This is a genomic window from Neisseria sp. P0014.S002 (assembly GCF_051958295.1).
In the GTDB taxonomy this organism is placed as follows: Bacteria; Pseudomonadota; Gammaproteobacteria; order Burkholderiales; family Neisseriaceae; genus Neisseria; species Neisseria flavescens_B.
Genome location: NZ_JBQCVO010000002.1, coordinates 205,773 through 229,716 on the forward strand (window position 1 = coordinate 205,773; position 23,944 = coordinate 229,716).

At 50.5% G+C, this 23,944-nt stretch carries 20 protein-coding genes and 2 pseudogenes; 10 read left to right on the top strand and 12 right to left on the bottom strand.

The annotated features are described in order from the left end of the window. Positions 1-141 precede the first annotated feature (141 nt). The 5 genes and pseudogenes from ACTHSX_RS03215 to ACTHSX_RS03235 form a co-directional block, all read right to left on the bottom strand. A pseudogene (locus tag ACTHSX_RS03215) lies at positions 142-1,358 on the bottom strand (MFS transporter). 301 nt (positions 1,359-1,659) lie between these two features. Continuing rightward, positions 1,660-2,088 (bottom strand): murein L,D-transpeptidase, encoded by a 429-nt coding sequence (locus ACTHSX_RS03220; RefSeq protein ID WP_440376796.1) that lies wholly within the window; start codon positions 2,086-2,088, stop codon positions 1,660-1,662. Positions 2,089-2,096: 8 nt separating this feature from the next. Continuing rightward, positions 2,097-2,612 carry an outer membrane protein assembly factor BamE gene (locus ACTHSX_RS03225; RefSeq protein WP_295861249.1) on the bottom strand — a complete coding sequence of 172 codons (516 nt, stop codon included), beginning with the start codon at positions 2,610-2,612 and terminating at the stop codon, positions 2,097-2,099. A 459-nt stretch (positions 2,613-3,071) separates the two neighbouring features. Further along, positions 3,072-3,710 carry an MBL fold metallo-hydrolase gene (locus ACTHSX_RS03230; protein ID WP_440376797.1) on the bottom strand — a complete coding sequence of 213 codons (639 nt, stop codon included), beginning with the start codon at positions 3,708-3,710 and terminating at the stop codon, positions 3,072-3,074. Positions 3,711-4,048: 338 nt separating this feature from the next. Continuing rightward, positions 4,049-4,564 (bottom strand): DUF308 domain-containing protein, encoded by a 516-nt coding sequence (locus tag ACTHSX_RS03235; RefSeq protein ID WP_070629697.1) that lies wholly within the window; start codon positions 4,562-4,564, stop codon positions 4,049-4,051. Positions 4,565-4,644: 80 nt separating this feature from the next. Between ACTHSX_RS03235 and ACTHSX_RS03240 the strand changes: the two are divergent. Beyond that, positions 4,645-5,202 (top strand): annotated as a pseudogene (locus tag ACTHSX_RS03240) (DNA ligase); the annotation flags it as partial. Positions 5,203-5,267: 65 nt separating this feature from the next. On the opposite strand, the gene ACTHSX_RS03245 reads toward ACTHSX_RS03240, so the two are convergent. After that, on the bottom strand, positions 5,268-5,918 hold the full coding sequence (locus tag ACTHSX_RS03245) for an HAD-IA family hydrolase (RefSeq protein WP_314598444.1): 651 nt from the start codon (positions 5,916-5,918) through the stop codon (positions 5,268-5,270). Between the two features lie 10 nt (positions 5,919-5,928). Next, positions 5,929-6,915 (bottom strand): RluA family pseudouridine synthase, encoded by a 987-nt coding sequence (locus tag ACTHSX_RS03250; RefSeq protein ID WP_314598443.1) that lies wholly within the window; start codon positions 6,913-6,915, stop codon positions 5,929-5,931. 515 nt (positions 6,916-7,430) lie between these two features. On the opposite strand from ACTHSX_RS03250, the gene ACTHSX_RS03255 reads away from it, so the two are divergent. Then, a complete protein-coding gene (locus tag ACTHSX_RS03255) occupies positions 7,431-10,313 on the top strand; it encodes an Rne/Rng family ribonuclease (protein ID WP_063069102.1) in 2,883 nt (960 codons plus the stop codon). Between the two features lie 250 nt (positions 10,314-10,563). Here the strand turns inward: ACTHSX_RS03255 and mscL are convergent, their stop codons facing one another. Both mscL and fabI read right to left on the bottom strand, forming a co-directional pair. Further along, positions 10,564-11,007, bottom strand: a complete 444-nt coding sequence (gene mscL / locus ACTHSX_RS03260) for a large conductance mechanosensitive channel protein MscL (protein ID WP_036492108.1) — start codon at positions 11,005-11,007, stop codon at positions 10,564-10,566. 448 nt (positions 11,008-11,455) lie between these two features. Continuing rightward, positions 11,456-12,244, bottom strand: coding sequence for an enoyl-ACP reductase FabI (gene fabI / locus ACTHSX_RS03265; protein WP_101755778.1), 789 nt, complete (start codon positions 12,242-12,244; stop codon positions 11,456-11,458). Between the two features lie 212 nt (positions 12,245-12,456). Between fabI and ppk1 the strand changes: the two genes are divergently transcribed. The 3 genes from ppk1 (at position 12,457) to ACTHSX_RS03280 (ending at position 17,267) form a co-directional block, all read left to right on the top strand. After that, positions 12,457-14,514: a polyphosphate kinase 1 gene (ppk1, locus tag ACTHSX_RS03270; protein ID WP_440376798.1), complete on the top strand. Its 2,058-nt coding sequence runs from the start codon at positions 12,457-12,459 to the stop codon at positions 14,512-14,514. 101 nt (positions 14,515-14,615) lie between these two features. Then, positions 14,616-16,631 carry a prolyl oligopeptidase family serine peptidase gene (locus ACTHSX_RS03275; protein ID WP_440376799.1) on the top strand — a complete coding sequence of 672 codons (2,016 nt, stop codon included), beginning with the start codon at positions 14,616-14,618 and terminating at the stop codon, positions 16,629-16,631. 420 nt (positions 16,632-17,051) lie between these two features. Continuing rightward, the gene (locus ACTHSX_RS03280) at positions 17,052-17,267 is read left to right on the top strand and encodes an aminotransferase class IV (protein WP_231900229.1); all 216 of its coding nucleotides are present in this window, start codon (positions 17,052-17,054) and stop codon (positions 17,265-17,267) included. Between the two features lie 44 nt (positions 17,268-17,311). Here the strand turns inward: ACTHSX_RS03280 and ACTHSX_RS03285 are convergent, their stop codons facing one another. Further along, positions 17,312-18,778 (bottom strand): DUF389 domain-containing protein, encoded by a 1,467-nt coding sequence (locus tag ACTHSX_RS03285; protein WP_440376800.1) that lies wholly within the window; start codon positions 18,776-18,778, stop codon positions 17,312-17,314. 200 nt (positions 18,779-18,978) lie between these two features. Here ACTHSX_RS03285 and ACTHSX_RS03290 point away from each other — a divergent pair, with 200 nt between their 5' ends. The 4 genes from ACTHSX_RS03290 to ACTHSX_RS03305 all read left to right on the top strand — a co-directional run bounded on the left by ACTHSX_RS03290 (position 18,979) and on the right by ACTHSX_RS03305 (position 21,887). Continuing rightward, positions 18,979-19,104 carry a hypothetical protein gene (locus ACTHSX_RS03290; RefSeq protein WP_265511057.1) on the top strand — a complete coding sequence of 42 codons (126 nt, stop codon included), beginning with the start codon at positions 18,979-18,981 and terminating at the stop codon, positions 19,102-19,104. A gap of 260 nt (positions 19,105-19,364) precedes the next feature. After that, positions 19,365-19,601: an acyl carrier protein gene (gene acpP / locus ACTHSX_RS03295; RefSeq protein WP_003679644.1), complete on the top strand. Its 237-nt coding sequence runs from the start codon at positions 19,365-19,367 to the stop codon at positions 19,599-19,601. A 162-nt stretch (positions 19,602-19,763) separates the two neighbouring features. After that, positions 19,764-21,011, top strand: a complete 1,248-nt coding sequence (fabF, locus tag ACTHSX_RS03300; RefSeq protein WP_039861923.1) for a beta-ketoacyl-ACP synthase II — start codon at positions 19,764-19,766, stop codon at positions 21,009-21,011. A gap of 183 nt (positions 21,012-21,194) precedes the next feature. Then, the gene (locus ACTHSX_RS03305; RefSeq protein ID WP_440376801.1) at positions 21,195-21,887 is read left to right on the top strand and encodes a hypothetical protein; all 693 of its coding nucleotides are present in this window, start codon (positions 21,195-21,197) and stop codon (positions 21,885-21,887) included. 55 nt (positions 21,888-21,942) lie between these two features. On the opposite strand, the gene ACTHSX_RS03310 is transcribed toward ACTHSX_RS03305, so the two are convergent. Then, entirely contained in the window at positions 21,943-22,272 is a 330-nt protein-coding gene (locus ACTHSX_RS03310; protein WP_254323574.1) for a rhodanese-like domain-containing protein, read from the bottom strand. A gap of 52 nt (positions 22,273-22,324) precedes the next feature. Then, complete coding sequence (locus ACTHSX_RS03315) at positions 22,325-22,981, bottom strand: protein-L-isoaspartate O-methyltransferase family protein (RefSeq protein WP_440376802.1); 657 nt, start codon at positions 22,979-22,981, stop codon at positions 22,325-22,327. A gap of 183 nt (positions 22,982-23,164) precedes the next feature. Between ACTHSX_RS03315 and tpiA the strand changes: the two genes are divergently transcribed. Continuing rightward, on the top strand, positions 23,165-23,938 hold the full coding sequence (tpiA, locus tag ACTHSX_RS03320; RefSeq protein WP_004464448.1) for a triose-phosphate isomerase: 774 nt from the start codon (positions 23,165-23,167) through the stop codon (positions 23,936-23,938). Positions 23,939-23,944 lie beyond the last annotated feature (6 nt).

Consider the following 23,944-nt stretch of genomic DNA (forward strand, 5'->3'; position numbering starts at 1 on the left):
TCCTTTTTGTTTTGTAGAAATATCGGACGAATTATTTCATCCATTATTAAAAGGTTATCATGTTATTCGTTTTTAAACAACAGGCCGTCTGAAGGTATCGATAGCACGTTCAGACGGCCTTGAAATATCAAGGTTTCCGCGTCAGGTTGCAGCCGCTTTCCGTTCATGAATCAGTAAATTCAACAGGGCGGCCGCGCCTGCCAAGACCGCATCGGCGTACCACATCCAGCCGTAATCGTTGAAGCGCGTTATGACGATGCCGCCGATGTACGAACCCAAAAAGCCGCCAATTTGGTGGCTCAACATGGTCAACCCGAAGAGGGTGGCCAAGTAGCGCGTACCGAAAAGTTTGCCGGTAATGGCGGCGGTGGGGGCGACGGTTGCCAACCAAGTGAAACCGAGTCCGGCGGCGAAAAGATAGAAGTTTAAATCGGTTTTAGGTGCGGCCAGATAAATCAATATCATGGCGACACGCGAAGCATATAAACCGAAGAGGACGTATTTGCCCAAAAATCTGCCGGTACACCAGCCTGAAAAAATACAGCCGGCGATGTTGCCAAACCAATAATGGCAATGGAGGTCGAAGCGACCGTAGCGGGGAGGCCGCAAAGTGAAATTTCGGTCGGTAGGTGGGTAACCAAAAAGGCGATGTGGAAACCGCAGGTAAAGAAACCCAAATGCAGCAAGATATAGCTGCGGTTGGCGAAAGCCTTGCAGACGGCCTGCTTCAGGGTTTGGCCGCCGTTGTCGGTATGGACGGTGTGAGAAGCATGTTTGCCGCCGGCCAGCCACCAAGAAATCGGCAAAATCAAGATGGCAATGACTGCCCAAACATAAAATGTCCCCGTCCAGCCGATGTGGGGAAGGGCAATCAAACCTTGAACCAGCGGCGCGAACAAAAATTGCCCTGCGGACCCGCCTGCATTGACCAAGCCGGAAGCCAAGCCGCGCCGATGAGGCGGCGTTTTGGCGGCGACCTGTCCCATAATGATGGAAAATCCGCCCGAACCCGTACCGAATGCCAACAATAAACCGATACCCAGCATCAGCCCCCAATAAGTCGGCATTTGCGGAACCATTAGACAGGCGGCAATCAACAGAACCGTACCGTTGGCTAAAACCTTAAACGCGCCGAAACGGTCGGCCAACGCGCCGGACAAGGGTTGCGATATGCCCCACATCAATTGGAACACGGCAATAATCAGGCTGAACTGGGTCATGCTCAATTCGGTAGAGTTGACGACGGGCAGGACAAAAAGCCCTAAAGTCATCCTCATGCCGATGGTAATCAGCAGGATGGAGGCGGCAGCGGCAATCAGCAGCCACAAATTGGGTAATTTTGCAGAAGAATCGGTCATGATGTTTGTGTGTGTAAGGGGGCAGGGAATAAAAGCTATTCCTGCCACTATATTATTTATTTGATTTCTCGGCGAGCCGATAATAAACGCGCGATTCTAGCATTGGGCGAGAAACGGCATAAATAACCGTTGGTTCTTTGGATATGGTAAAAAGTGATATGGCTTGAGGATGAATTGAGGATGAAGCGGTCAAATATTCTTCGTTTGGTACTGACGGAGCAAGCAAATTGCCGTTGAATTTTCGTTTGAGAACAAAGGCCGTCTGAAAAGTTTCAGACGGCCTTTGTTTGACTGACTTACATCAGATGATTTCCAGAATGAAATACTGACGCAGTTTTTCGTACACATTATTTTGTACGTTGATACAACCATTGGTTATGATGCGGTCGGCCACATGAGGGGAGGCGATGCGTTCCATGCGTCTTTCCTGCGGCTTGAGCGTCCATACCCTGTGTAACGCAAACAGAAAGTCATTTTCTTCTTTGAAGCCGATAACCTCGCCACCGTAACCCGGTTTGCTGGTCATCATCGGCGTCATATTGAATTTGCCTTTCGGCGTGGTCTTGCCAATCAGTACCGGATGGCACTGACCGTCATCGGCAAAGCAAAGCTCAGCCTTAGCTGTATTGACCACAACTTTTTTGCGTTGGATATAGTCGCTGACAGCATCGGCAGCGGCCAAAGAATTCAGACCTGCTGCCAAGGCTATACCCAATAGGACCCGTTTCAAATTTGTCCTTATTGACGGATGCGTTTAGGAGCTTCTTTAATGATCTCGCGGATGATCACTTGAGGCTCTTGTTTAGGTGTAGGTGCTGGAGGAGGACATACGGCATCTTTAGGGAATACTGGATTCCAGAAGAAGCTACGTGCAAATTTGTCTTTGTCGAAGATCACTTTGTATTGGCAAGTAGTGATGCCTTCAACGCCGGAAGTGTTTTCAGGGTCAACACCTACGCCTGGGGTGTAGAAGTGGAACAGGTAGTCCCATTCACGCACGCCAACCATGCCTTCGTCGTAGTGAGGACGGCCGAGGATTTTGTAGATGTCGTCTTTGGTCAGACCAGGACGCATTTGATCCAGCTCGTCAAAAGTCGGGAATGTACCGCGGTCGTTGTTGAAGGTCAGGGAGTAAGGTTTAGGGAAGCGTGGCTCGTCTGTAGTGCCTTCAGGAGTGATTTTGCTCTTAGTAGCACAGGCGGCCAGCAGGCCGGTAGCCAGCAGGACGAAGCCCACTTTTGCGATTTTTTTCATGTGATAATCCTTTTATTGATTTTACCAGCCGAACTTTTCAGACGGCCTGTTAGTGCCGGCAGCGAGTTTGCCGGTTTACCCAAATAATGTTGTGCTTCTTAAAGATGTACCCGACGGTTTGACAAACAGAACATCGGCACATTCCGGCAGGGCATTGCGCCTCATCTCCGTTGTATCCGCCTGAATCGGCAGAACCGTTCAGACGGCCTGACTGACATTTATTGTCACTTTGTAACAATTTCACTGCGAGTCAGGCTTGGGGTTTAGAGATGTCCGGTTTTTGATAAATCAAGTTGTATTGCGTAATACCTTGTTATCTTTGTGCTTTAGTTCTTTTTGGCATTTGCCGGAGATTAGGTACTTAATCTTTCGGGTGTTATCCCTGCAAATTGTATGCCAGTTTTCCTTTATACGCATAATCTGTGTATGCTAGAATGTTGGTTTTATACAACATTCATATTAACGAACCAGAAACGGATTATACCTTTTCTCATGCCCGATATTGGTCATGCGGCCGTGTCCGGCGATAACTTGCGTGGTTTCGGGCAGGGTTAATAGTTTAGCGCGAATATTATTTATGAGGTCATCATGATTGCCACGCGGAAAATCTGTGCGACCAACGGTCTCATAAAACAAAACATCGCCTGCGACTAAAAGCCCGTTTTCGGCGTTGTAAAAAACGACTTGTCCGGGAGTGTGGCCGGGAATGTGGAGGACTTGGAAGCTGTGGTTGCCGACCTTGAGCGTTTCCCCTTCTTCCAGCCAGCGTGTCGGCGTGAATGACGGAGAAACAGGGAAACCGTATTGCGCCGTTGTTTGCGGAAGGGCTTGGAGCAGGAATTCGTCGTCTTTGTGCGGGCCGAGAACAGGTACGTCGCAGGTTTTCAAAAGCTCAACCACGCCGCCTGCATGGTCAAGATGGCCGTGGGTCAGCCAAATGGCGGTCAGCTTGAGGCCTTTGTTTTGGACTTGTTGCAATAAATAGGGTACATCGCCGCCGACATCGGTCAAAACGGCTTCTTTGGTTTCATCATCCCAAATCAACGTGCAGTTTTGACGGAAGGGGGTAACGGCATTGATTTCAAATTGGAGTGCCATGGGTGTTCCTAGGGAATGCTTATTTAATGTTGTTTACATTTCAGACGGCCTTTTGTTATTATGCATATATAATAAAAAAGCAAGTCTGGAAAAGTGTCTTATGAATAATGTAATGCGAACCATATTACGCTAATGTTAGAGCGTTTTGGGCTAGTTGCTAAATAAAAGAGCTAGAAAAGCGTCTAACCACTTGCAAATGTAGTAGGCGAATACATTTACCATGACGGCTAGCCAAAACAAATAAAATAGCTGCCACAAATACGAAATAGACATCGTAATTTATGACAGCTATTTGGCAGTACCTGGTCGATCTTATAGTGTAATTATTTAGTTATATTCTATTTTTTAAAAGCCTCACCGATGGAATAAATTCCGTCAAATAAGAAACCGAAAGCGATAAAGTAGATAAATACCTTACCGGAAGCAATCGGCTGGAATATGAGTAATAGGCCTAATAGTAAAAGAATTAGTGCAAGCCATTTTGCATTACGTCCCATGAGTGATACCATGCTGTCGGACTTTCTTGATTTAATGAAAATGATGATAGCATCGATTACCATCCAGATGCCGATTGTGATCGGGAATACTAACGGTAGGAATGCAAATCCGCCGCATACGAGAAAGATACCGAATAGAGCATTGATAATACCGCTGATGAGATACCAGCCGCTACGCAATTCAGGGGGTAACATAAAATAATTTATAATGGAGCTGACTGCACTGACAAAAAAGATAATAGAAAATAGCCAGGCAAAAGCCATGAGATTAATAACGGGATTTAAGAGTAAGAATATCCCCAGGATAATGCTTAAAATACCCGATAAAATAAAGAAAAATTTGCTTGAACCACTCATAATAATTCCTCCAATCTTTGGTACTGCTTATTTACAGTATTCATGAAATCATGGGGGATGTCAAATTGTAACGATAAAGACGAGGGCGGTTTGAGCAAATTTCCGCGATGGTGCGTTCTGCCTCGGGAAATTGGGACGGCATCCGTTTGCATGTTTTTGACGTGCCGCAGGCGCAGGGTAATCTGTATCAGCGGCTGGAAACGGCTTCGAAATGGCTGAAATCACACCCGTCGGCACGGTTTACGGTTATTCCGCAAGTCAAGGTGCGCGACAAACAGCATGCTTTGGATTTTTTGAAACAAGTCGAAGCGCTGGGTGGGGAAGGTGTGATGCTGCGTCAACCTGAAGCCCGTTATGCAGGCGGTAGAAATGGGCAGCTGTTGAAGCTGAAAAGTGAATATGATGATGAATGTACGGTGACGCGTCATTATGAGGGCAAAGGGCGCAATGTCGGGCGTTTGGGTGCGGTAGGATGCAAAAACCAATATGGCGAGTTTCGTATCGGCAGCGGTTTTAAGGATAAAGACCGCGACCATCCGCCGAAAATCGGTGCGCTGATTACTTACCGTTATCGTGGTTTTACGCAAAAGGGAACGCCGAAATTTGCAACATTTGTCAGGGTGCGCTCGGATCGATAAAACAAATGAAAGGCCATCTGAAAATAGGTTTCAGACGGCCTTTCATATAGATGTTGTATAGCCTTTTATAAGGTTTCCAATACATCAGGCAATTCGGCCAAGCTGTTGAGCATGGCGACATGGGGCAGGGCGGAAAGCTGTTGGGCGGTATGTGCGCCGGTGGTGACGGCGATGGCGCGGATTTTGGCATTGGCGGCCATTTCTAGGTCGTGGGTGGTGTCGCCGACGACGACGGCCTCTTTCGGTTCAACACCCAGTCGGTCGCAGAGGGCGAGTACCATATCTGGTGCAGGTTTGGACGGATATTCGCTGGCGCAGGCGGTTTCCAGCCAAAAGTCTTGAGTGTCGGTTTGTGCGATGGCTTTGTCCAAGCCGCCTCGGCCTTTGCCGGTTGCTACGGCAAGCCAATAGCCTTGTTGTTTCAAGCGTTGCAGGCAGGGCAGGGCTTCGGGGAACAGGGTCATGTTGCGGTTGTTGGGATTGAGGTAGTGCGCGGCATAGGTCTCAATCAGGGTTTCCTGAACGTGTTCACTGACGTTGTGGGCAAGGCGGCGGATGATGCCGGAGAGGCTGTATCCGATGAGCGGGCGGATTTGGTCGGCTTCGGGAACGGGCAGGCCGCAATCGGCAAAGCTTTGTTGGAAGGTGTGGATGATGGGGTTGGTGGTGTCGGCAAGCGTGCCGTCCCAGTCGAAAATAATGAGTTTGGGTTTCATGGGTTTCCTTTCAGATGGCCTTTTCCTGATTTTCCAACATTAAAACAAATTGCGCCAATTCTTGCGGCAGGGGGGCTTTCAGGATCAGTTTTTCGCCGGTCAGCGGATGGGCGAGGTGCAGCTCGGAAGCGTGCAGGAACATTCTTTTCAAACCGAGTTTTTGCAGGCGTTTGTTGGCCTGATAGTCGCCGTAGCGTTCGTCGCCGGCAATGGGGCAGTCTTGCGATTGCAGGTGGACGCGGATTTGGTGGGTGCGGCCGGTTTTCAGGGTGGCTTCGACAAAGGTCAAGTCGGATAGGCCGACTTGGTGTAAAAGACCGTCTGAAAAACGGTTTAACACGCGGAAGATGGTGTGGGCGGATTGGCCGTCTTCGCTGACGCGTACCATTTTTTCGCCTTGTGCACCGGTGTATTTGAACAGGGGGAGCTTGACGTGGAAGCAGTCGTTCGGCAGTCTGCCGACACCCAGCGCAAGATAGATTTTTTTCGGATGGTCGTTGCGGATGGCTTCGTGCAGTTTCACCAAGGCGCTGCGTTTTTTGGCAATCATCAAAAGGCCGCTGGTGTCTTTGTCGAGGCGGTGGACGAGTTCGAGATAACGCGCTTCGGGACGGGCGCGGCGGATTTGTTCGATGACGCCGAAACTCACGCCGCTGCCGCCGTGGACGGCAACGCCGGACGGTTTGTTGATGACCAAAAGCGCATCGTCTTCGTAAACGATGTCAAATTCGCGCGCAGGCGCGGCCTGGCTTTCAGACGGCCTTTGTTTTTCGGCGATGCGTATCGGCGGAATGCGGACGGTATCGCCTGCCTGAATGCGGTTGTCGGGTTTGCAGCGTTTTTTGTTCAGCCGCACTTCGCCGGCGCGGATAATGCGGTGGATATGGCTTTTCGGGACGCCTTTGAGGATTTTTATCAGATAGTTATCAAGGCGTTGGCCTTCCTCGTGTTCGGCAACGGCAATCAGGCTGACTGAATCTTTGCGTATTGCGTGCATTTTCTCTATAATCCCAAACGTCCGTTTCGGGACCAGAACCTGCCGTCGCAGGCCGTCTGAAACGGATTTATTGTTAAAACGAGATTTTATATTAAAAACGCACTCCGCAAAGCATTTCCTTGTGTTTGTTCAAAGCCGGCAAACGCAATCCCGTAATTAAGTTTGAATTGAACCTGCCGTCCGGCCGGGCGTAAGACGCAGTCCGCGCAGCACCGTCCGAAATTACCGGCGCTACGATAATAAGAAGATGTAGGCTGCCTTAATTTTGTCCGAAGCATCAGCATTCGGACGGCAGCGGAACCATCAACCTTTCCGCCGCATTGTTCTTTATTTCCTTCTTTATCCGAATCCGTCCGCACATGGCTTGAGTTCAAGCATGCAACCTTGCGGATTTCAAATCAAATACTGGTTACACGGGGATTTTCCCATCTTGCCTTTGAAGAGTGCCAACCGGACAGACAGGCCGTCTGAAAAAGATATTCACAAATCAAACGGCTGCTGTTCACGAGGTGACTATGAAAAGAATGTTATTCAACGCAACGCAGGCCGAAGAGCTGCGCGTTGCCATTGTCGATGGCCAAAACCTTTTGGACTTGGACATCGAAACGCTGGGCAAAGAACAGCGTAAAGGCAATATCTACAAAGGTATCATTACCCGCATCGAGCCGTCGCTGGAAGCGTGTTTCGTCGATTACGGAACCGACCGCCACGGCTTTTTGCCGTTTAAGGAAGTATCGCGGTCATATTTCCGCGACTACGAAGGCGGCAGGGCGCGTATTCAGGACGTGCTCAAAGAGGGCATGGAAGTCATCGTCCAAGTCGAAAAAGACGAGCGAGGCAACAAAGGTGCGGCACTGACCACTTTCATCAGCCTTGCCGGCCGCTATTTGGTATTGATGCCGAACAATCCGCGCGGCGGCGGCGTATCCCGCCGTATCGAAGGCGAAGAGCGCCAAGAGTTGAAAGCCGCTATGGCCGAACTCGATATTCCGAACGGCATGAGCATCATTGCCCGTACTGCCGGCATCGGCCGCAGCGCGGAAGAGTTGGAATGGGACTTGAACTACCTCAAACAGCTCTGGCAAGCCATTGAAGAAGCAGGCAAAGCACACCATGACCCTTACCTGCTCTTTATGGAAAGCTCGCTGCTGATTCGTGCGATTCGCGACTATTTCCGTCCCGACATCGGCGAGATTCTGGTGGATAATCAAGAAGTTTACGACCAAGTTGCAGAGTTCATGAGCTACGTCATGCCGAGCAATGTAGGCCGTCTGAAACTCTATCAAGACCACACGCCGCTGTTTTCCCGTTTCCAAATCGAACACCAAATCGAAAGCGCGTTCTCACGCAGTGTCAGCCTGCCTTCCGGCGGCGCGATTGTGATCGACCACACCGAAGCTTTGGTTTCCATCGACGTCAACTCTGCGCGTGCCACACGCGGCTCGGATATTGAAGACACCGCGTTCAAAACCAATATGGAAGCCGCCGAAGAGGTCGCCCGTCAAATGCGCCTGCGCGACTTGGGCGGTTTGGTCGTCATCGACTTCATCGACATGGAAAATCCGAAACACCAACGCGATGTTGAAAACGTCCTGCGCGACGCGCTCAAAAAAGACCGCGCACGCGTGCAAATGGGCAAACTTTCGCGTTTCGGCCTTTTGGAGTTGAGCCGCCAACGTTTGAAACCGGCTCTGGGAGAAAGCAGCCATGTTGCGTGTCCGCGCTGTGCCGGTACAGGCGTCATCCGCGGCATCGAATCCACCGCCCTGCACGTTTTGCGCATCATTCAAGAAGAAGCAATGAAAGACAACACCGGCGAAGTACACGCACAAGTGCCTGTCGATGTTGCCACCTTCCTGTTGAACGAAAAACGCGCCGAGCTGTTTGCGATGGAAGAGCGCTTGGATGTGAACGTCGTCCTGATTCCAAACATCCACTTGGAAAATCCGCACTACGAAATCAACCGCATCCGCATTGATGACGTAGAAGAAGACGGCGAACCGAGCTACAAACGCGTTGCCGAGCCGGAAGAAGACGAATCTGCCAAACCTTTCGGCAGCGAAAAAGCCAAAGCAGCCCGTCCTGAGCCTGCCGTCAAAGGCGTGCGCCATACCCAGCCTGCGCCAACTGTCGCCCCTGAGAAAAAAGCCTCTTGGTGGGACAGCTTCAAAGCCTGGTTGAAACGTATTTTCGGCGGCGAGCCTGCGCCTGCCGCAGTTGCTCAAGAGCCTGCCGAAAAACGCACTACAACCAACCGCAGCCAAAACAGCAACCGCCGTTCAAACAGCCGCCGTCAAAATCCACGCCGCAACAACAAACACGACGGCAGTAAAGTCGAAGTGCGCGAAGTAGGTGCCGAAGCCGCCGACAGTAAGTTTGAAGAAAGCAAATCAAACGAAAGCCGCAACGACGAGCGTAAAGAAAGCCGCCGCAGCCGCAACCGCAACAACCGCCGCGATGAGCGCAACAACGAGCGTAACCGTGTTGAGGAAACGGTTGAAGACGTAAACGTTCAAGAAGTGGCCGCACTGGCTGAGATGCCGTCTGAAAACCAAGCGGAACAAAACGGCAATAAACGCCGCCGCAACAACGGCCGTAACGAGCGCAACCGCCATCAATCTACGGAAAACCGTGTTGAAGACGTGAACGTTCAAGCCGATGGCGAACAGGCGCGAGTTGAAACGGACGACAATGCTCGCAGCGAAGAGGGTGTGAAAAACAACGGCCGTCAAGGACGCGACCGCAACAATCGTCAGCGCAACAATCGCAACGACCGCCGTTCTAACAGCAAAAAACGCAATATTCCGTCTTCAGCAAAAATCGAGCAATACCTGAACATTACCGATACCGCCGACAAAGTTCTCTTTGCTGTGGCGCATGTTTTGGGTTTGAACGAAACGGTTGAAGCTGCAAATGCGACATTGTCTTCTGAAAGCGATCAAGCCGAGCCGCTGGTGATTGTAGTATCCGAGCCTGAAGTGACCAGCGCAGAGCCATTCGTATTTGCGATTGAAAGCGAAGACGAGCCTGCCGTAGCGCAAACTGAAGGCGCTGATGCCGAACAAGCCCTGCTTGCTTCTGCAGTCAGCAATGTCAAAGAAGCCATTGCTGCGGTATTGTCTCCGAATGCAACGGCTACTGTTGCACCGGTTGAAGCACCAGCCGGAACTGTTGCCACACAAACTGAAGCCGTAGCTGAAGCAGCGCCTGTCGCAATCGTTGTACCTGAGAGCTTGGGCGATTTGATCTTCGTTGAAACCGATCCGCAAGCCGTTGCCGCTTTTGCTGCGCAGCCACAACCTGAACCGGTTGCCAAAACACGCCGTTCGGATGTGCCTAAAGTAGAAGTGGAAGACGTAGCAGTCGAAATGATTTTGGTGGAAACACGCAAAGATTAAGATTGGTTTTCCAGTTAAAAGCCCGATGTTGAACGCATCGGGCTTTTTTATTGGTAAGGAGATGCACTGCTCATTTGCTTTGTGTTTGCCACGAGGGTTGCTTCATGCTTGAAAAAGCAGGATAGCTTGCTGAGAAAGGGAGGGCATGTTTTTTTCAATAGGAAGGGCTTAATGAAAATTGGTATGAGAAAAGCCGTCTGAAATGGTTTCAGACGGCCTTGGTTTGTGTGTGTATGTTTGGGTATTGTGATTATTTTTTGTTCAGAGAGTCACGGATTTCGCGCAACAACAGAACTTCTTCGCTAGGCTCTGCCGGTGCTTCTTCAGCAGGAGCTTCGGTTTTTTTCACAGAGTTGATGGCTTTAACCACACAGAAGATGGCAGCGGCAACGATCAGGAAGCTGATCACAGTATTGATGAACAGACCGATGTTCAGGGTAACGGCACCGGCTGCTTGAGCGGCTGCTAGATTGGCGTAACCTTCTGCAGGAGCGGCTTGTGCGCCGTCTTTCAGGGTGATGAACAGGTTGGAGAAATCAACGCCGCCGATCAGCAGACCGATAGGAGGCATGATTACATCGTCAACCAATGATTTGACGATGCCGCTGAATGCTGTACCGACAACCATACCGACTGCGAGGTCGACAACGTTGCCACGCATAATAAATTCTTTAAATTCTGAAGCGATTGACATAATTAATCTCCTGTATGTGTTTGAGTCAAAATCAGATGTAGTTCAATAAAACGGCAGGCATATTAACGCTTTATCGGTTAAGAAAAATTCATTAATGTTAAATTTTGTATTTCATGCTAAAAATGCCCGGCTTCTATGCCTTCTGTATGAAAAACAGGCCGTCTGAATTTTTTTTGTTACTTTTTTGCACCACTTTTTATCAGCGGCTAAGTATCAGATAACATGAATGTTATCTTTAGAATCAATGCTCTATCGGAATTTCAGATTGGGGTAGAATGATAATATAATAATGTTGAAAACATAATCATTGAAAGCCTGTAAAGGTAATGTTTCGTATCCGTATTTGACTTTCAGACGGCCTTATCGGTTATGCAGTTATTCAAACCATAATGTAATGGCCATAAAAAACGCACTTTCATGAAGAAAGTGCGTTTGGCGTGAAAACTGTTTAGTTCTCTTCGTCGTTCAGCGCGTTGATGCTGTAACCGCCGTCAACGTAGGTAATCTCGCCGGTGATGCCGGAAGCGAGGTCGGACAAGAGGAAGGCGGCGGTGTTGCCGACTTCTTCAGTGGTAACGTTGCGACCCAATGGGTTGTGGGAAGCGACGTGGCCTAAGAGTTTGCTTAAATCGGCAATGCCGGAAGCAGCCAGGGTTTTGATCGGGCCTGCGGAGATGCCGTTGCAGCGGATGCCTTCTTTGCCCAGGCAGGCGGCAGTGAAGCGGATGCCGGCTTCGAGGCTGGCTTTGGCCATGCCCATAACATTGTAGTTAGGAATGGCACGAACGGCGCCCAAGTAGCTCAGGGCAACGATTGCGGCGTTGCGGCCCTGCATCATCGGACGTGCAGCTTTGGCCAGTGCAGGCAGGCTGTATGCGGAGATTTCGTGAGCGGTGTTGAACGCTTCGCGGCTGATGCTGTCGAGGAAGTCGCCGCTCAAAGCTTCTTTAGGTGCGAAGCCGATGGAGTGGACGAGGCCGTCCAAGCCGTCCCAGTGTTTGCCCAAGTCAACGAACACTTGGTTGATTTCGTCGTCGCTGGTAACGTCGCAGCGGAACACGAGTTCGGAGCCGAGTTCGGCCGCCATTTTACGGACGCGCTCTTCCAGTTTGTCGACAACATAAGTAAATGCCAATTCCGCGCCTTGTTCGCGGCAGGCTTTGGCGATGCCGTAAGCGATGGAACGCTCGGAGATCATGCCGGTAATCAGAATTTTTTTGCCTTGCAAAAAGCCCATTTTCTTATCCTTTCTTTAGCAGTGGTATTGCGGTTGCATTAAACGGCGCATTATAGCAAAAACCGCTGTTTCGGTCTAGAAAACAACGGATAACCCTTTGTCTTGCCTCAAATAGGGATGAGGTTGTCTGCCGAGGCCGTCTGAAACCTGACGGAACGGCGGCAAAACGTTATACTTTATAGTCTTAATGACCGATGTTTCAGGAGTGAACCATGCCCGAGCAAAACCGCATTCTTTGCCGAGAACTCAGCCTGTTGGCGTTTAACCGTCGTGTACTGGCTCAGGCGCAGGATACGAAAGTTCCTTTGTTGGAGCGTTTGCGTTTTTTGTGCATCGTGTCTTCCAATTTGGACGAATTTTTTGAAGTGCGCATGGCGTGGTTGAAACGCGAAAACAAACTGCGTCCGCATCAGTTGCTTGACAACGGCAAAACCGCGGCCGAAACCATCGAAGCGGTGGCGAAAGAGGCACAGGCCTTGATTCGCGAGCAGTACGATCTGTTTAACAAAGTATTGCAGCCTGCACTCAGCCGTGCCGGCATTCATTTCTATCGCCGCCACAAATGGACGGCCGCGCAGAAAAAATGGATCGAAAACTATTTCGACAACGAGCTGTTGCCTATTCTCACGCCCATCGGCCTTGATCCGTCACACCCGTTTCCTCGCCCGTTAAACAAATCGCTCAACTTCGCTGTCGAACTCGAAGGCACGGATGCATTCGGCCGTCCGTCCGGAATGGCGATTGTGCAGGCTCCGCGCATTTTGCCGCGCGTTGTCCCCATGCCGTCTGAAATTTGCGGCGGCGATGCAGGCTTTGTGTTCTTGTCTTCGATTTTGCACGCCCATGTCGGCAAACTCTTTCCCGGCATGAAGGTTAAAGATTGCCATCAGTTCCGCCTCACGCGCGACAGCGATTTGACGGTTGATGAAGAAGATTTGAAAAACCTGCGTGCCGCGATTCAAAATGAGTTGCACGACCGCGAATACGGCGACGGCGTGCGCTTGGAAGTGGCGGATACTTGTCCGGCGCATATTCACGACTTCCTGCTTGCCCAGTTCAAGCTGACTTCTGCCGAGCTGTATCAGGTCAAAGGGCCGGTCAATTTGGTGCGCCTCAATGCCGTCCCCGATTTGGTGGACAGGCCGGATTTGAAGTTTCCGCCGCGCAATGCAGGCCGTCTGAAAGCCTTGCGCAAAAATGGCTCCGTATTCAAACTGGTCAAACAGTCACCGATTTTGCTGCACCACCCGTATCAGTCTTTCGATCCGGTTGTCCAAATGATACGCGAGGCTGCGGCCGATCCGGATGTGTTGGCCGTAAAAATGACCATCTACCGCACCGGCAGCAATTCCGAGCTTGTGCGCGCATTGATGAAGGCTGCGCTGGCGGGCAAGCAGGTTACCGTCGTGGTCGAACTCATGGCGCGTTTTGACGAAGCCAACAACGTCAACTGGGCGAAACAGCTGGAAGAGGCGGGCGCGCACGTCGTGTACGGCGTATTCGGCTACAAAGTCCACGCCAAAATGGCTTTGGTTATCCGTCGCGAAGACGGCGTGCTCAAGCGTTATGCCCACCTCGGTACCGGTAACTACCACCAAGGCACATCGCGCATCTACACCGACTTCGGCATCATCACCGCCGACGAACAAATCACTGCTGATGTGAACATTCTGTTTATGGAAATCACCGGATTGGGCAAGCCGGGCTGTCTGAACAAGCTCTATCAAAGCCCGTTTACCCTGCACAAAATGGTCATCGACCGCATCAAGCAGGAAACCGAACACGCCAAAGCAGGCAAACCTGCGCGAATTACCGCCAAGATGAACTCACTCATCGAGCCGAGCGTGATTGATGCGTTGTATCAAGCCAGCGCGGCAGGTGTGCAAATCGACCTGATTGTGCGCGGTATGTGTACTTTGCGTCCGGGTGTAAAAGGCTTGTCCGAAAACATCCGCGTCCGTTCCATTATCGGCCGCCAACTCGAACACTCGCGCGTGTATTGTTTCCATAACAACGGCGCAGACGATACCTTTATCTCCAGCGCCGACTGGATGGGGCGCAACTTCTTCCGCCGCATTGAAGTCGCCACGCCGATTACCACACCTGAACTCAAAGAACGCGTGATCCGCGAAGGTTTGGAAATGGCCTTGGAAGACAATACCCAGGCTTGGCTGATGCAGCCTGACGGCAGCTATGTCCGCACCCAGCCGCAAGACGGCGAGCCTGCATTTGGTTTGCAGGAAGGTTTGTGGAAAATATACGGACGTTAAATTAAATAATGTCTCAGGCCGTCTGAAACGCAGGTTTCAGACGGCCTTTTTTGATTTTGCCGTTATAATTCCGTTTCCCAATCTTTCAGACGGCCTTTCCTATGAAATCTTACCCCGATTCCTATCTTCATTTTGAAAACCTCGAATCTCCCGAAACGCAAGAGTTTGCCGCTGCGGCGCATGCCGAAACGCGCGCCCGTTTTTTAGAAAACGACAAAGCGCGCGCATTGTCTGACGGCATTTTGGCGCAGTTGCAGGACACGCGGCAGATTCCGTTTTGTCAGGAACACCGCGCGCGAATGTACCATTTCCATCAGGACGCGGAATATCCGAAGGGTGTGTACCGCGTGTGTACGGCGGCGACTTACCGTTCCGGCTATCCTGAGTGGAAAATCCTGTTTTCAGTGGCGGATTTCGACGAATTGCTCGGCGACGATGTGTATTTGGGCGGCGTGTCGCACTTGGTGGAAAAGCCCAACCGCGCGTTGTTAACACTGAGCAAATCGGGCGGCGATACGGCGTACACGCTGGAAGTGGATTTGGAAGCAGGGGAGTTGGTAGAAGGCGGTTTTCACTTTCCGGCAGGTAAAAACCATGTGTCGTGGCGCGATGAAAACAGCGTATGGGTGTGTCCGGCTTGGGACGAACGCCAGTTGACCCAATCGGGCTATCCGCGCGAAGTGTGGCTGGTGGAGCGCGGCAAAAGTTTCGAGGAAAGCCTGCCGGTGTATCAAATTGCCGAAGACGGCATGATGGTGAACGCGTGGCGTTATCTCGATCCTCAGGGTTCGCCGATTGATTTGATTGAAGCGTCGGACGGTTTTTACACCAAGACGTATTTGCAGGTGTCGGCCGAAGGCGAGGCGAAACCGTTGAACCTGCCCAACGATTGCGATGTGGTCGGTTATCTAGCCGGACATCTTTTACTGACGCTGCGCAAGGACTGGAACCGCGCAAACCAAAGCTATCCGAGTGGCGCATTGGTGGCAGTAAAATTGAACCGCGGCGAATTGGGTGCAGCGCAGCTTTTGTTTGCGCCCGATGAAACGCAGGCATTGGAGAGCGTGGAAACGACCAAGCGTTTTGTGGTGGCGAGCCTGCTGGAAAACGTGCAAGGCCGTCTGAAAGCGTGGCGGTTTACCGACGGCAAATGGCAGGAAGCCGAGTTGCCGCGCCTGCCTTCGGGTGCATTGGAAATGACCGACCAGCCGTGGGGCGGCGACGTGGTTTACCTTGCCGCCAGCGATTTCACTACGCCACTGACGCTGTTTGCGCTGGATTTGAACGTGATGGAACTGACCGTCATGCGCCGTCAGCCGCAGCAGTTTGATTCAGACGGCATCAACGTGCAGCAGTTTTGGACGACTTCGGCCGACGGCGAGCGCATTCCTTATTTCCACGTCGGCAAAAACGCCACGCCTGACACGCCGACCTTGGTTTATGCTTACGGCGGTTTCGGCATTCCTGAATTGCCGCATTATCTGGGCAGTGTCGGCAAATATTGGTTGGAAGAGGGCAATGCCTTTGTGTTGGCAAACATCCGCGGCGGCGGCGAATTCGGCCCGCGCTGGCATCAGGCGGCGCAGGGAATCAGCAAACATAAAAGTGTTGATGATTTATTGGCCGTCGTGCGCGATTTGTCCGAACGCGGCATGAGTTCGCCCAAACACATCGGTTTACAGGGTGGTAGCAACGGTGGCCTGATTACCGCCGCCGCCTTCGTGCGCGAGCCACAAAGTATCGGCACACTGGTGTGCGAAGTGCCGTTGACCGACATGATCCGCTATCCGCTGCTCTCCGCCGGCGCAAGCTGGACGGACGAATACGGCAACCCGCAGAAATACGAAGTCTGCAAACGCTGGCTGGGCGAATTGTCTCCGTATCACAATCTTTCAGACGGCATCAATTATCCGCCAGCACTCATTACCACCAGCCTCAGCGACGACCGCGTCCATCCCGCCCACGCGCTCAAGTTCTACGCCAAACTGCGCAAAACCTCCGCGCAATCGTGGCTTTACGCGCCTGACGGCGGCGGCCATACCGGCAACGGCACGCAACGCGAATCCGCCGACGAACTTACCTGCGTATTGCTGTTTTTGAAAGAGTTTTTGGGGTAGAAGCAAGCAGCAGGACTGACCGTTTTGTAAAGTTGAGAAACAAAATACTCTTGTTTCGGCAAGTGAAAAGAAGGCCGTCTGAAAAACGAATATTAAAGTTTTTCAGACGGCCTTCTTTTCTTTTAACTTTCAACATATCCCGATAAAATGAACACTTTGTAAGTGATCATTGATGGAAGACGCAATTATGGCAACCGAACCGAAAAATTATACACGATTTAGAAAATAATTTCAAACAAAACAATATATTAAAACTCAAACAAATCTTTCCCGAAGTCTTTTGCGAAGACCAAATCGACTTTGAGAAACTCAAACTCGTCCTTGGCGCAGAAAACCTTGCCGGTGTGGGCGAATGTTATCAACTCGATGCTGTAGAAACTAGTAGCGTTGTTTACAGTATTTCCAGGAGAATACTGAAACATGAACATGCACAAAAACACCCGTCTCATCCCATCTCTGGATTTGGATATCCTCAACGGCATCATGCGCCAAGCCGTGTTGCAGCAGCTGCAAACCTACTTGGGCGCGGACACCATCATCGAAACACACATCACCCGCGACATGCTCGAACGCGCAGAAAAAATCCGCCTCTCCAACGCCTTGAGAGGCGTGTTTGAGGCGGATTTGGTGTACTAGGAACAATCAATGATTTCTCGGAAATGGATAAAGCCTGAAGGCGATTATTCGTTAGACGGTTTATCTGTCTGAGACTTGTGCGTTTGTAATATGCGCACTACCTTACCCTCATAACGCTGGCGTAACCACGCCTGCATCCGCTCGTAATCTTTGGCAGGTAGTGGCTGCTCCAATTCGAGAGAGACAATGACGATATCGTCATATGTATCTGTCTTCGGTTCTGCGTTTTTTTGGCTTTCAGACTGTTCGGAAACAGGCGTTGTTTGCGCTTTATCCCAAGCCAAGCCGCGTCCGACAATGATTTTTTCCGCTTCCGGATATTGGGCTTTTAATTCCTTAAGTACCGCAGCATCGTCAGCACCGGCGGTATCGGCAGTTTTGCCCGCAAGCACGGTATCGATGTAGGCTTGCTGCTCTTTCAGATCATTTTGCTGCTGAACCGAGTTGTTTTGGCTTGCCAGCAATTCTTCGATTTTGGCATCGTCCCCTCCCGCATAAACCACGTTTACCTTCGGCGCTTTCACACCTGACGCTTCAAGGCTTTTCACCAGCAAGGCGGAAATTTTCTCGGCATTGCCCGTTCCATTGACAATCAGATCGACTTTATTTTCTCTATAGTTCAACATCTTACGCAGTACGAAAAAACCTTCCTGTTGCTTCGCAGTGGCAATGGCAGCATTGGCTCTGGTGTTGAAGATTTCCTGACTCACCAGTCTTGATGCCATATATCCGCTCGGAATCATCACTGTCAACACTACGGCTGTGATAATAATACGGTGTAGTCTGCGTTTGGTCTCACTTACCAGCCCCCTGCGCGGCAGCTTGAGCAGCTTGGAAAACAACAAGGTCGCAAAAGCGATGAATACGCAGTTGATGGCAAAAAGATATGAAGCACCGAGAAAGTAGTGCCAGTTGCCATGTGCCAGTCCGTAGCCCGCAGTACACAGGGGTGGCATCAATGCGGTAGCAATCGCCACACCCGGTATGGCATTGCCTCCCTCTTTTCGGGTCAGCGCCACAATACCCGCACTACCGCCGAAGAAGGCAATCAACACATCCCAAAGGGTCGGCTGAGTACGCGCCAAAATCTCGCTTTGCGCCTCTTTAAGCGGGGTTAACAGGAAATACAACGTAGCGGTAATCAAACTGATGACGATGAACACAATAATATTGCGTGCTGCTTGGCGGATCAGTGCAGTATCGCCTACCGCGGCACCGTAACCCATACCGACGATCGGCCCCATTAACGGGGAAATCAACATCGCCCCGATCACTACTGCCGTGCTGTTTACATTCAAACCGATACTCGCCACGGCAATGGCAAACATTAATACCCACATGTTAGGTCCAGATACCCGCGTATTGGCACGGATGGCAGCATCGATTTTGTCAGGATGAGCTTGGTCATGTGCAAGGTTGAACACATCTTGCAGTTTGGTCATGGCACCATTGTCTTCTTGTTTCTGCTTTTCTTGTATTTCCTGATTTTTACTTTCTTCCTGATCTTGCATATGCGTATCCTAAAGTTTTAATAGTTTATTTTAAACATCTAATTCATAAAGAATTTTTGAGTAATGAAATAATGCCTTGCCATTACGGCTAAATCTGACAGGCACACTTCCCACAATTTACAATATATTAGCATACGTCCGCAAACTTTTCCTCCGTTAGATGAAGGAAGGGCAAAGTTGCCGTTACAGCAAGCCGTAACGTGGGCTTTACCCACGAGATGAATGCCAAAATGAAAGTCTATGTGACTGTTGTCGGATTTAGTTGTTGGATGGTGGATTTCGTGGGCAAAGCCCACGCTACTTGGGTTATCCCAAATCTGCCTTGATTGAATAAAAGGTCGTCTGAAAACGGGGAAATCAGTTTTCAGACGACCTTTCCGCTTATTAACTTATTGATACCAAAGAAAAACAAATTCCCGCTTGTAGGTTAAAATCAGCCTATGCTAATATGCGCAACAACAGGTTTTTCCAGAATAATCTGTGCTAAAATGTAGGATTAGATGGAAAACTCTATCCGAATTCGGTACAATACCGACGAATTATTTCCCTTAAACAACCTGCCGCAAGGCGAAAAGGAACGACTGACATGTCAAACATCGAACAACAAGTTAAAAAAATTGTTGCTGAACAACTGGGCGTAAACGAAGCCGAAGTGAAAAATGAATCTTCTTTCCAAGACGATTTGGGTGCTGACTCTCTGGACACCGTAGAACTGGTGATGGCTTTGGAAGAAGCTTTCGGCTGCGAAATCCCTGACGAAGACGCTGAAAAAATCACTACCGTACAATTGGCTATCGACTACATCAACGCCCACCAAGGCTAATCGGTCGCACCAAACATCCAGCCTCTGCTGCGCCATCGCAATAGAGGCTTTTACCTTATTATTAAACCCCTGAAATTTCAGACGGCATGAGTTTTGCCCGTTTTCACGAAGAAAATAAGCAAGGCTGCCGCGAAAATCCCGACAACCAACAGCGAGATTATCATGAGTCAGAGAAGAGTAGTCATCACAGGTCTTGGCCAAGTATCACCGGTCGGCAACGACGTCGCCACCGCATGGAGCAATCTGCTCGCAGGCAAAAGCGGCATCGGACGGATTACCCGCTTTGACGCATCCGACATCAACAGCCAAATCGCCGGCGAAGTGCGCGATTTCGACATCGGCCAATATATCAGCGCGAAAGAAGCGCGCCGTATGGACGTGTTCATCCACTACGGTATTGCCGCCGCCCTGCAAGCCATTAATGATTCAGGCTTGGACGATTTGGAAACCCTCGACAAAGACCGCGTCGGTGTCAACATCGGCTCCGGTATCGGCGGCCTGCCGAGCATTGAAGCGACCGGCAAAGCCGTTATCGAAGGCGGCGCGCGCAAAATCAATCCTTTCTTTATCCCAGGCTCGCTGATTAACCTGATTTCCGGCCACGTAACCATTCTCAAAGGCTACCGCGGCCCGAGCTACGGCATGGTTTCCGCCTGTACAACCGGTGCACACTCCATCGGCGACTCTGCACGACTGATTAAATACGGCGACGCAGACGTTATGATTGCCGGTGGCGCAGAAGGTGCGATCAGCACTTTGGGCGTTGGCGGTTTTGCCGCCATGAAGGCACTTTCCACCCGCAACGACGACCCTGCCACCGCTTCCCGTCCGTGGGACAAAGGCCGTGATGGTTTCGTCATTGGCGAAGGCGCTGGCGTGCTGGTGTTGGAAGAATTGGAACACGCGAAAAAACGCGGTGCGAAAATTTACGCCGAAATCGTCGGTTTCGGTATGAGCTCCGATGCCTACCACATTACCGCGCCTAACGAAGAAGGCCCTGCATTGGCCGTTACCCGCGCCCTGAAAGATGCCGGACTGAATCCTGAAGACGTAGATTACGTCAACGCACACGGTACATCGACTCCTTTGGGCGATGCCAACGAAACCAAAGCCATCAAACGTGCTTTGGGTGATCATGCGCGTAAAGTCATCGTTAACTCCACCAAGTCTATGACCGGCCACTTGCTCGGCGCAGCCGGCGGTGTGGAAGCGTTGTACAGCGTATTGGCAGTACACGAGCAAAAATCTCCACCTACCATCAACATCTTTGAACAAGACGTTGAAGCCGGTTGCGATCTGGACTACTGTGCCAACGAAGCGCGTGACGCGAAAATCGACGTTGCCATCTCCAATTCCTTCGGCTTTGGCGGTACCAACGGCACATTGGTATTCAAACGCTTCAAAGACTGATAGAAGGTTTTAAGCCAAATTGAAAAGGCCGTCTGAAACTTGGTTTTCAGACGGCCTTTTTTATTTTGAAAGCTAAATATTCTTGATAATCTGTATCATTTGTATAAAAATACAGATTCCTATCAATATCGCCCGGATTTTATCGGGTAATCAACCCAATTACATTTTTATCAGGAGTCTACAATGAAAACTATCCGTATTCTGGCATTGGCCGCCGCACTGGCCGCCGTGCCTGCATTTGCGTCTGATTTTGGCCATGAACAGGCATTGACCATAGACGGCAAGCCCGCCCATCTGGCAGAAACTTCAGCCCGTATTTTGGCAAACGAAACCCTGACTGCGCCGCAACTGGTCGAAGACATTACCGACGGATTGGGTTCGAAAAAAATTCCGGGCTATAAATTGATGATTATGGGCCGCACTTATTCGGTGGCGGCAGAAACCAAACCGCCGAAAGAGGGCCAAACTCAGTGGCGAGACAATACGTTTATTCATCGCGGCGTAAAACTGTTTGTCGGTATTCCGGTTAAAAACGGTAAGATGGATTTAGCGTCTGCCCGGTTGATTAATATCGGTGTGGTTGACGACAACGGTGGTGCTGCGCCTCATGATGAGGGTGAAAAAATCCGCCCCGTCGGCAAACAGCTGATGTCTCCCGATACCAAAGTGGAAAATGTGAAACTCAATATTGCCAAACTGACGTTGCCAAATATGAAATTAGGCGAGACCAGTGGCGGTGGTGTGAAATTGGAAGCATCGGCAACATTGGACGGTAAACCGATACAGACCAAAATCGACAGCACTTTCTCCCGCTTCTATTCTGCCAAACCGGCGGCTACACGGCCGTTTATGGCAGATGCACGGTTTGTGAAATAATTGCAAAGGCCGTCTGAAATCCAGTTTCAGACGGCCTTTTATTGATAAAACCGATTCAATACCGCATCATTTTGCTGTCTACCTGCATTGCCCAAGCATCAATACCGCCTTGCAGGTTGTAGAGGTTTTCAAATCCGGCGTCTTCCAAATACATTGCCGTGTGCAGGCTGCGGATGCCGTGGTGGCAGTAAACGACGATGGGTAAATCGTCGTCGGGCAGCTCGTTTTGGCGCAGGGGGATGAGGTTCATCGGGATATGAATGGCGGCGGGCAGGGCGCAGATGGCGCGTTCTTCATCGGTGCGGACGTCGAGCAGATGAAATGCGCGGCCTTCGTCCTGCCATTGTTTCAATTCGGTGGGCGAGAGTTGGATAATGTCGGTCATAGGGTAGGGTATAAAAGTATGAGGCCGTCTGAACTTTCAGACGGCCTGTTGTTTAAAAATCGAAATCGCCGAACGGATTGGCCGATTTGTCTTCCAAGTGTGCCACGACGGTGTCGAACAATACTTTTTCGGAAAACTCATTGCCGTTACGCGTCAGCAAAAGCGCGCGTTGTACCGGTTTGCGACCAACGATGACCACCATACGGCCGCCGTCTTTCAGTTGCTCTTTCAGAATTTCAGGCACGCTATCTACTGCGCCGCCCACATAAATCGCATCAAAAGGAGCGCCTTGCGATGCTTCGGTCAGGCCGTTGTTTTGCACATAATCGACGTTGGCAAAGCCCAATTCGTCCAAAACTTTTTTGGCGCGTTGCTGCTGCTCGACATCGATGTCGTCAGTGACGACTTTACCGGCCAGTTTGGACAGCAGGGCGGTTGCATAGCCTGAGCCTGTACCGATTTCTAAGACGGTTTCGTCTTTTTTCAGTTTCAAACCTTGAGCCAGGCGGGCAACGACTTTGGGTTCCAACATCTTATGACCGTTGGCCAGCGGCAGCTCCATATCCGCATAGGCCAAACCTTGAAAAGCCTCGCCGACAAAATGTTCGCGCTCGATCTCCTCCAAAGCATCCAAAATGTCGAAGTCCAAGACATCCCACGGACGAATCTGCTGTTCAACCATATTGAAACGCGCTTTTTCAAAGTCCATATTTGTGCTCCGTTCAATTCTTAATTTTATCGAAGCATACATTATAAATCCTTGTCGGAGAGTGTGCCATCTTTCAGACGGCCTCGGAGGCTCGTTAATAATTGCCAAGCGCACATATATCCACTAAACTTTCACATTACACGACGCTACAGCAAGCAACAACCAACACATGGAGCAATAAAGATGTATCACCAAATCGGAATGTGGGATCAAAAATGGGTTATCGGCAACTGGAAAATGAACGGCCGACTCCAAAACAACAATGCGCTTATGCACCGCTTCCGTATCATGCCAACCGCTGAACGCGTGTTAATCGGCCTGGCCGCTCCGACCGTTTATCTGTTGCAACTGCACAACGCCATGCAGATTGTTTTGAACAACCGCATCTTGACCTGTGCGCAAGACGTGAGCCGTTTCCCGAATAACGGCGCGTACACCGGCGAAGTGTCCGCCGAAATGCTTGCCGACATCGGTACGGACATCGTCCTTATTGGCCACTCCGAGCGCAGCCTTTATTTCGGCGAGAAAAACGAAATCCAACGCCGCAAAATGGAAAACGTCCTCAACGTCGGTCTGATTCCATTGCTGTGTGTCGGCGAAAGCTTGGAAGAGCGCGAAGCCGGTAAAGAACACGAAGTCATTGCCCACCAGCTTTCCATCCTGCAAGGTTTGAATACCAAAAACATTGCCGTTGCCTACGAGCCGGTTTGGGCGATCGGTACAGGCAAAGTCGCCACTGTCGAACAAATTGCCGACATGCACGCATTTATCTACAAAGAAATCTTGTCTTTGTGCGGAAGCGATGTTAAAATCCGCGTTCTTTACGGCGGAAGTGTGAAAGCGGATAACGCAGCCGACATCTTCGCAGTACCTCATGTAGACGGCGCATTGGTTGGTGGCGCGTCATTATCATATGACTCCTTTACCGCCATCATCAACGCAGCACAAGCCTCGTAGAAAACA

Bases quoted from the DNA above. Each gene is read 5' to 3' on its own strand.
- ACTHSX_RS03245 (WP_314598444.1), bottom strand. From the start codon at position 5,918: ATGAAACCCAAACTCATTATTTTCGACTGGGACGGCACGCTTGCCGAC.
- ACTHSX_RS03250 (WP_314598443.1), bottom strand. From the start codon at position 6,915: ATGCACGCAATACGCAAAGATTCAGTCAGCCTGATTGCCGTTGCCGAA.
- acpP (WP_003679644.1), top strand. From the start codon at position 19,365: ATGTCAAACATCGAACAACAAGTTAAAAAAATTGTTGCTGAACAACTG.
- ACTHSX_RS03305 (WP_440376801.1), top strand. From the start codon at position 21,195: ATGAAAACTATCCGTATTCTGGCATTGGCCGCCGCACTGGCCGCCGTG.
- ACTHSX_RS03280 (WP_231900229.1), top strand. From the start codon at position 17,052: ATGAACATGCACAAAAACACCCGTCTCATCCCATCTCTGGATTTGGAT.
- ACTHSX_RS03225 (WP_295861249.1), bottom strand. From the start codon at position 2,612: ATGAAAAAAATCGCAAAAGTGGGCTTCGTCCTGCTGGCTACCGGCCTG.
- ACTHSX_RS03235 (WP_070629697.1), bottom strand. From the start codon at position 4,564: ATGAGTGGTTCAAGCAAATTTTTCTTTATTTTATCGGGTATTTTAAGC.
- fabF (WP_039861923.1), top strand. From the start codon at position 19,764: ATGAGTCAGAGAAGAGTAGTCATCACAGGTCTTGGCCAAGTATCACCG.
- fabI (WP_101755778.1), bottom strand. From the start codon at position 12,244: ATGGGCTTTTTGCAAGGCAAAAAAATTCTGATTACCGGCATGATCTCC.
- ppk1 (WP_440376798.1), top strand. From the start codon at position 12,457: ATGCCCGAGCAAAACCGCATTCTTTGCCGAGAACTCAGCCTGTTGGCG.
- tpiA (WP_004464448.1), top strand. From the start codon at position 23,165: ATGTATCACCAAATCGGAATGTGGGATCAAAAATGGGTTATCGGCAAC.
- mscL (WP_036492108.1), bottom strand. From the start codon at position 11,007: ATGTCAATCGCTTCAGAATTTAAAGAATTTATTATGCGTGGCAACGTT.
- ACTHSX_RS03315 (WP_440376802.1), bottom strand. From the start codon at position 22,981: ATGGACTTTGAAAAAGCGCGTTTCAATATGGTTGAACAGCAGATTCGT.
- ACTHSX_RS03275 (WP_440376799.1), top strand. From the start codon at position 14,616: ATGAAATCTTACCCCGATTCCTATCTTCATTTTGAAAACCTCGAATCT.
- ACTHSX_RS03230 (WP_440376797.1), bottom strand. From the start codon at position 3,710: ATGGCACTCCAATTTGAAATCAATGCCGTTACCCCCTTCCGTCAAAAC.
- ACTHSX_RS03255 (WP_063069102.1), top strand. From the start codon at position 7,431: ATGAAAAGAATGTTATTCAACGCAACGCAGGCCGAAGAGCTGCGCGTT.
- ACTHSX_RS03310 (WP_254323574.1), bottom strand. From the start codon at position 22,272: ATGACCGACATTATCCAACTCTCGCCCACCGAATTGAAACAATGGCAG.
- ACTHSX_RS03285 (WP_440376800.1), bottom strand. From the start codon at position 18,778: ATGCAAGATCAGGAAGAAAGTAAAAATCAGGAAATACAAGAAAAGCAG.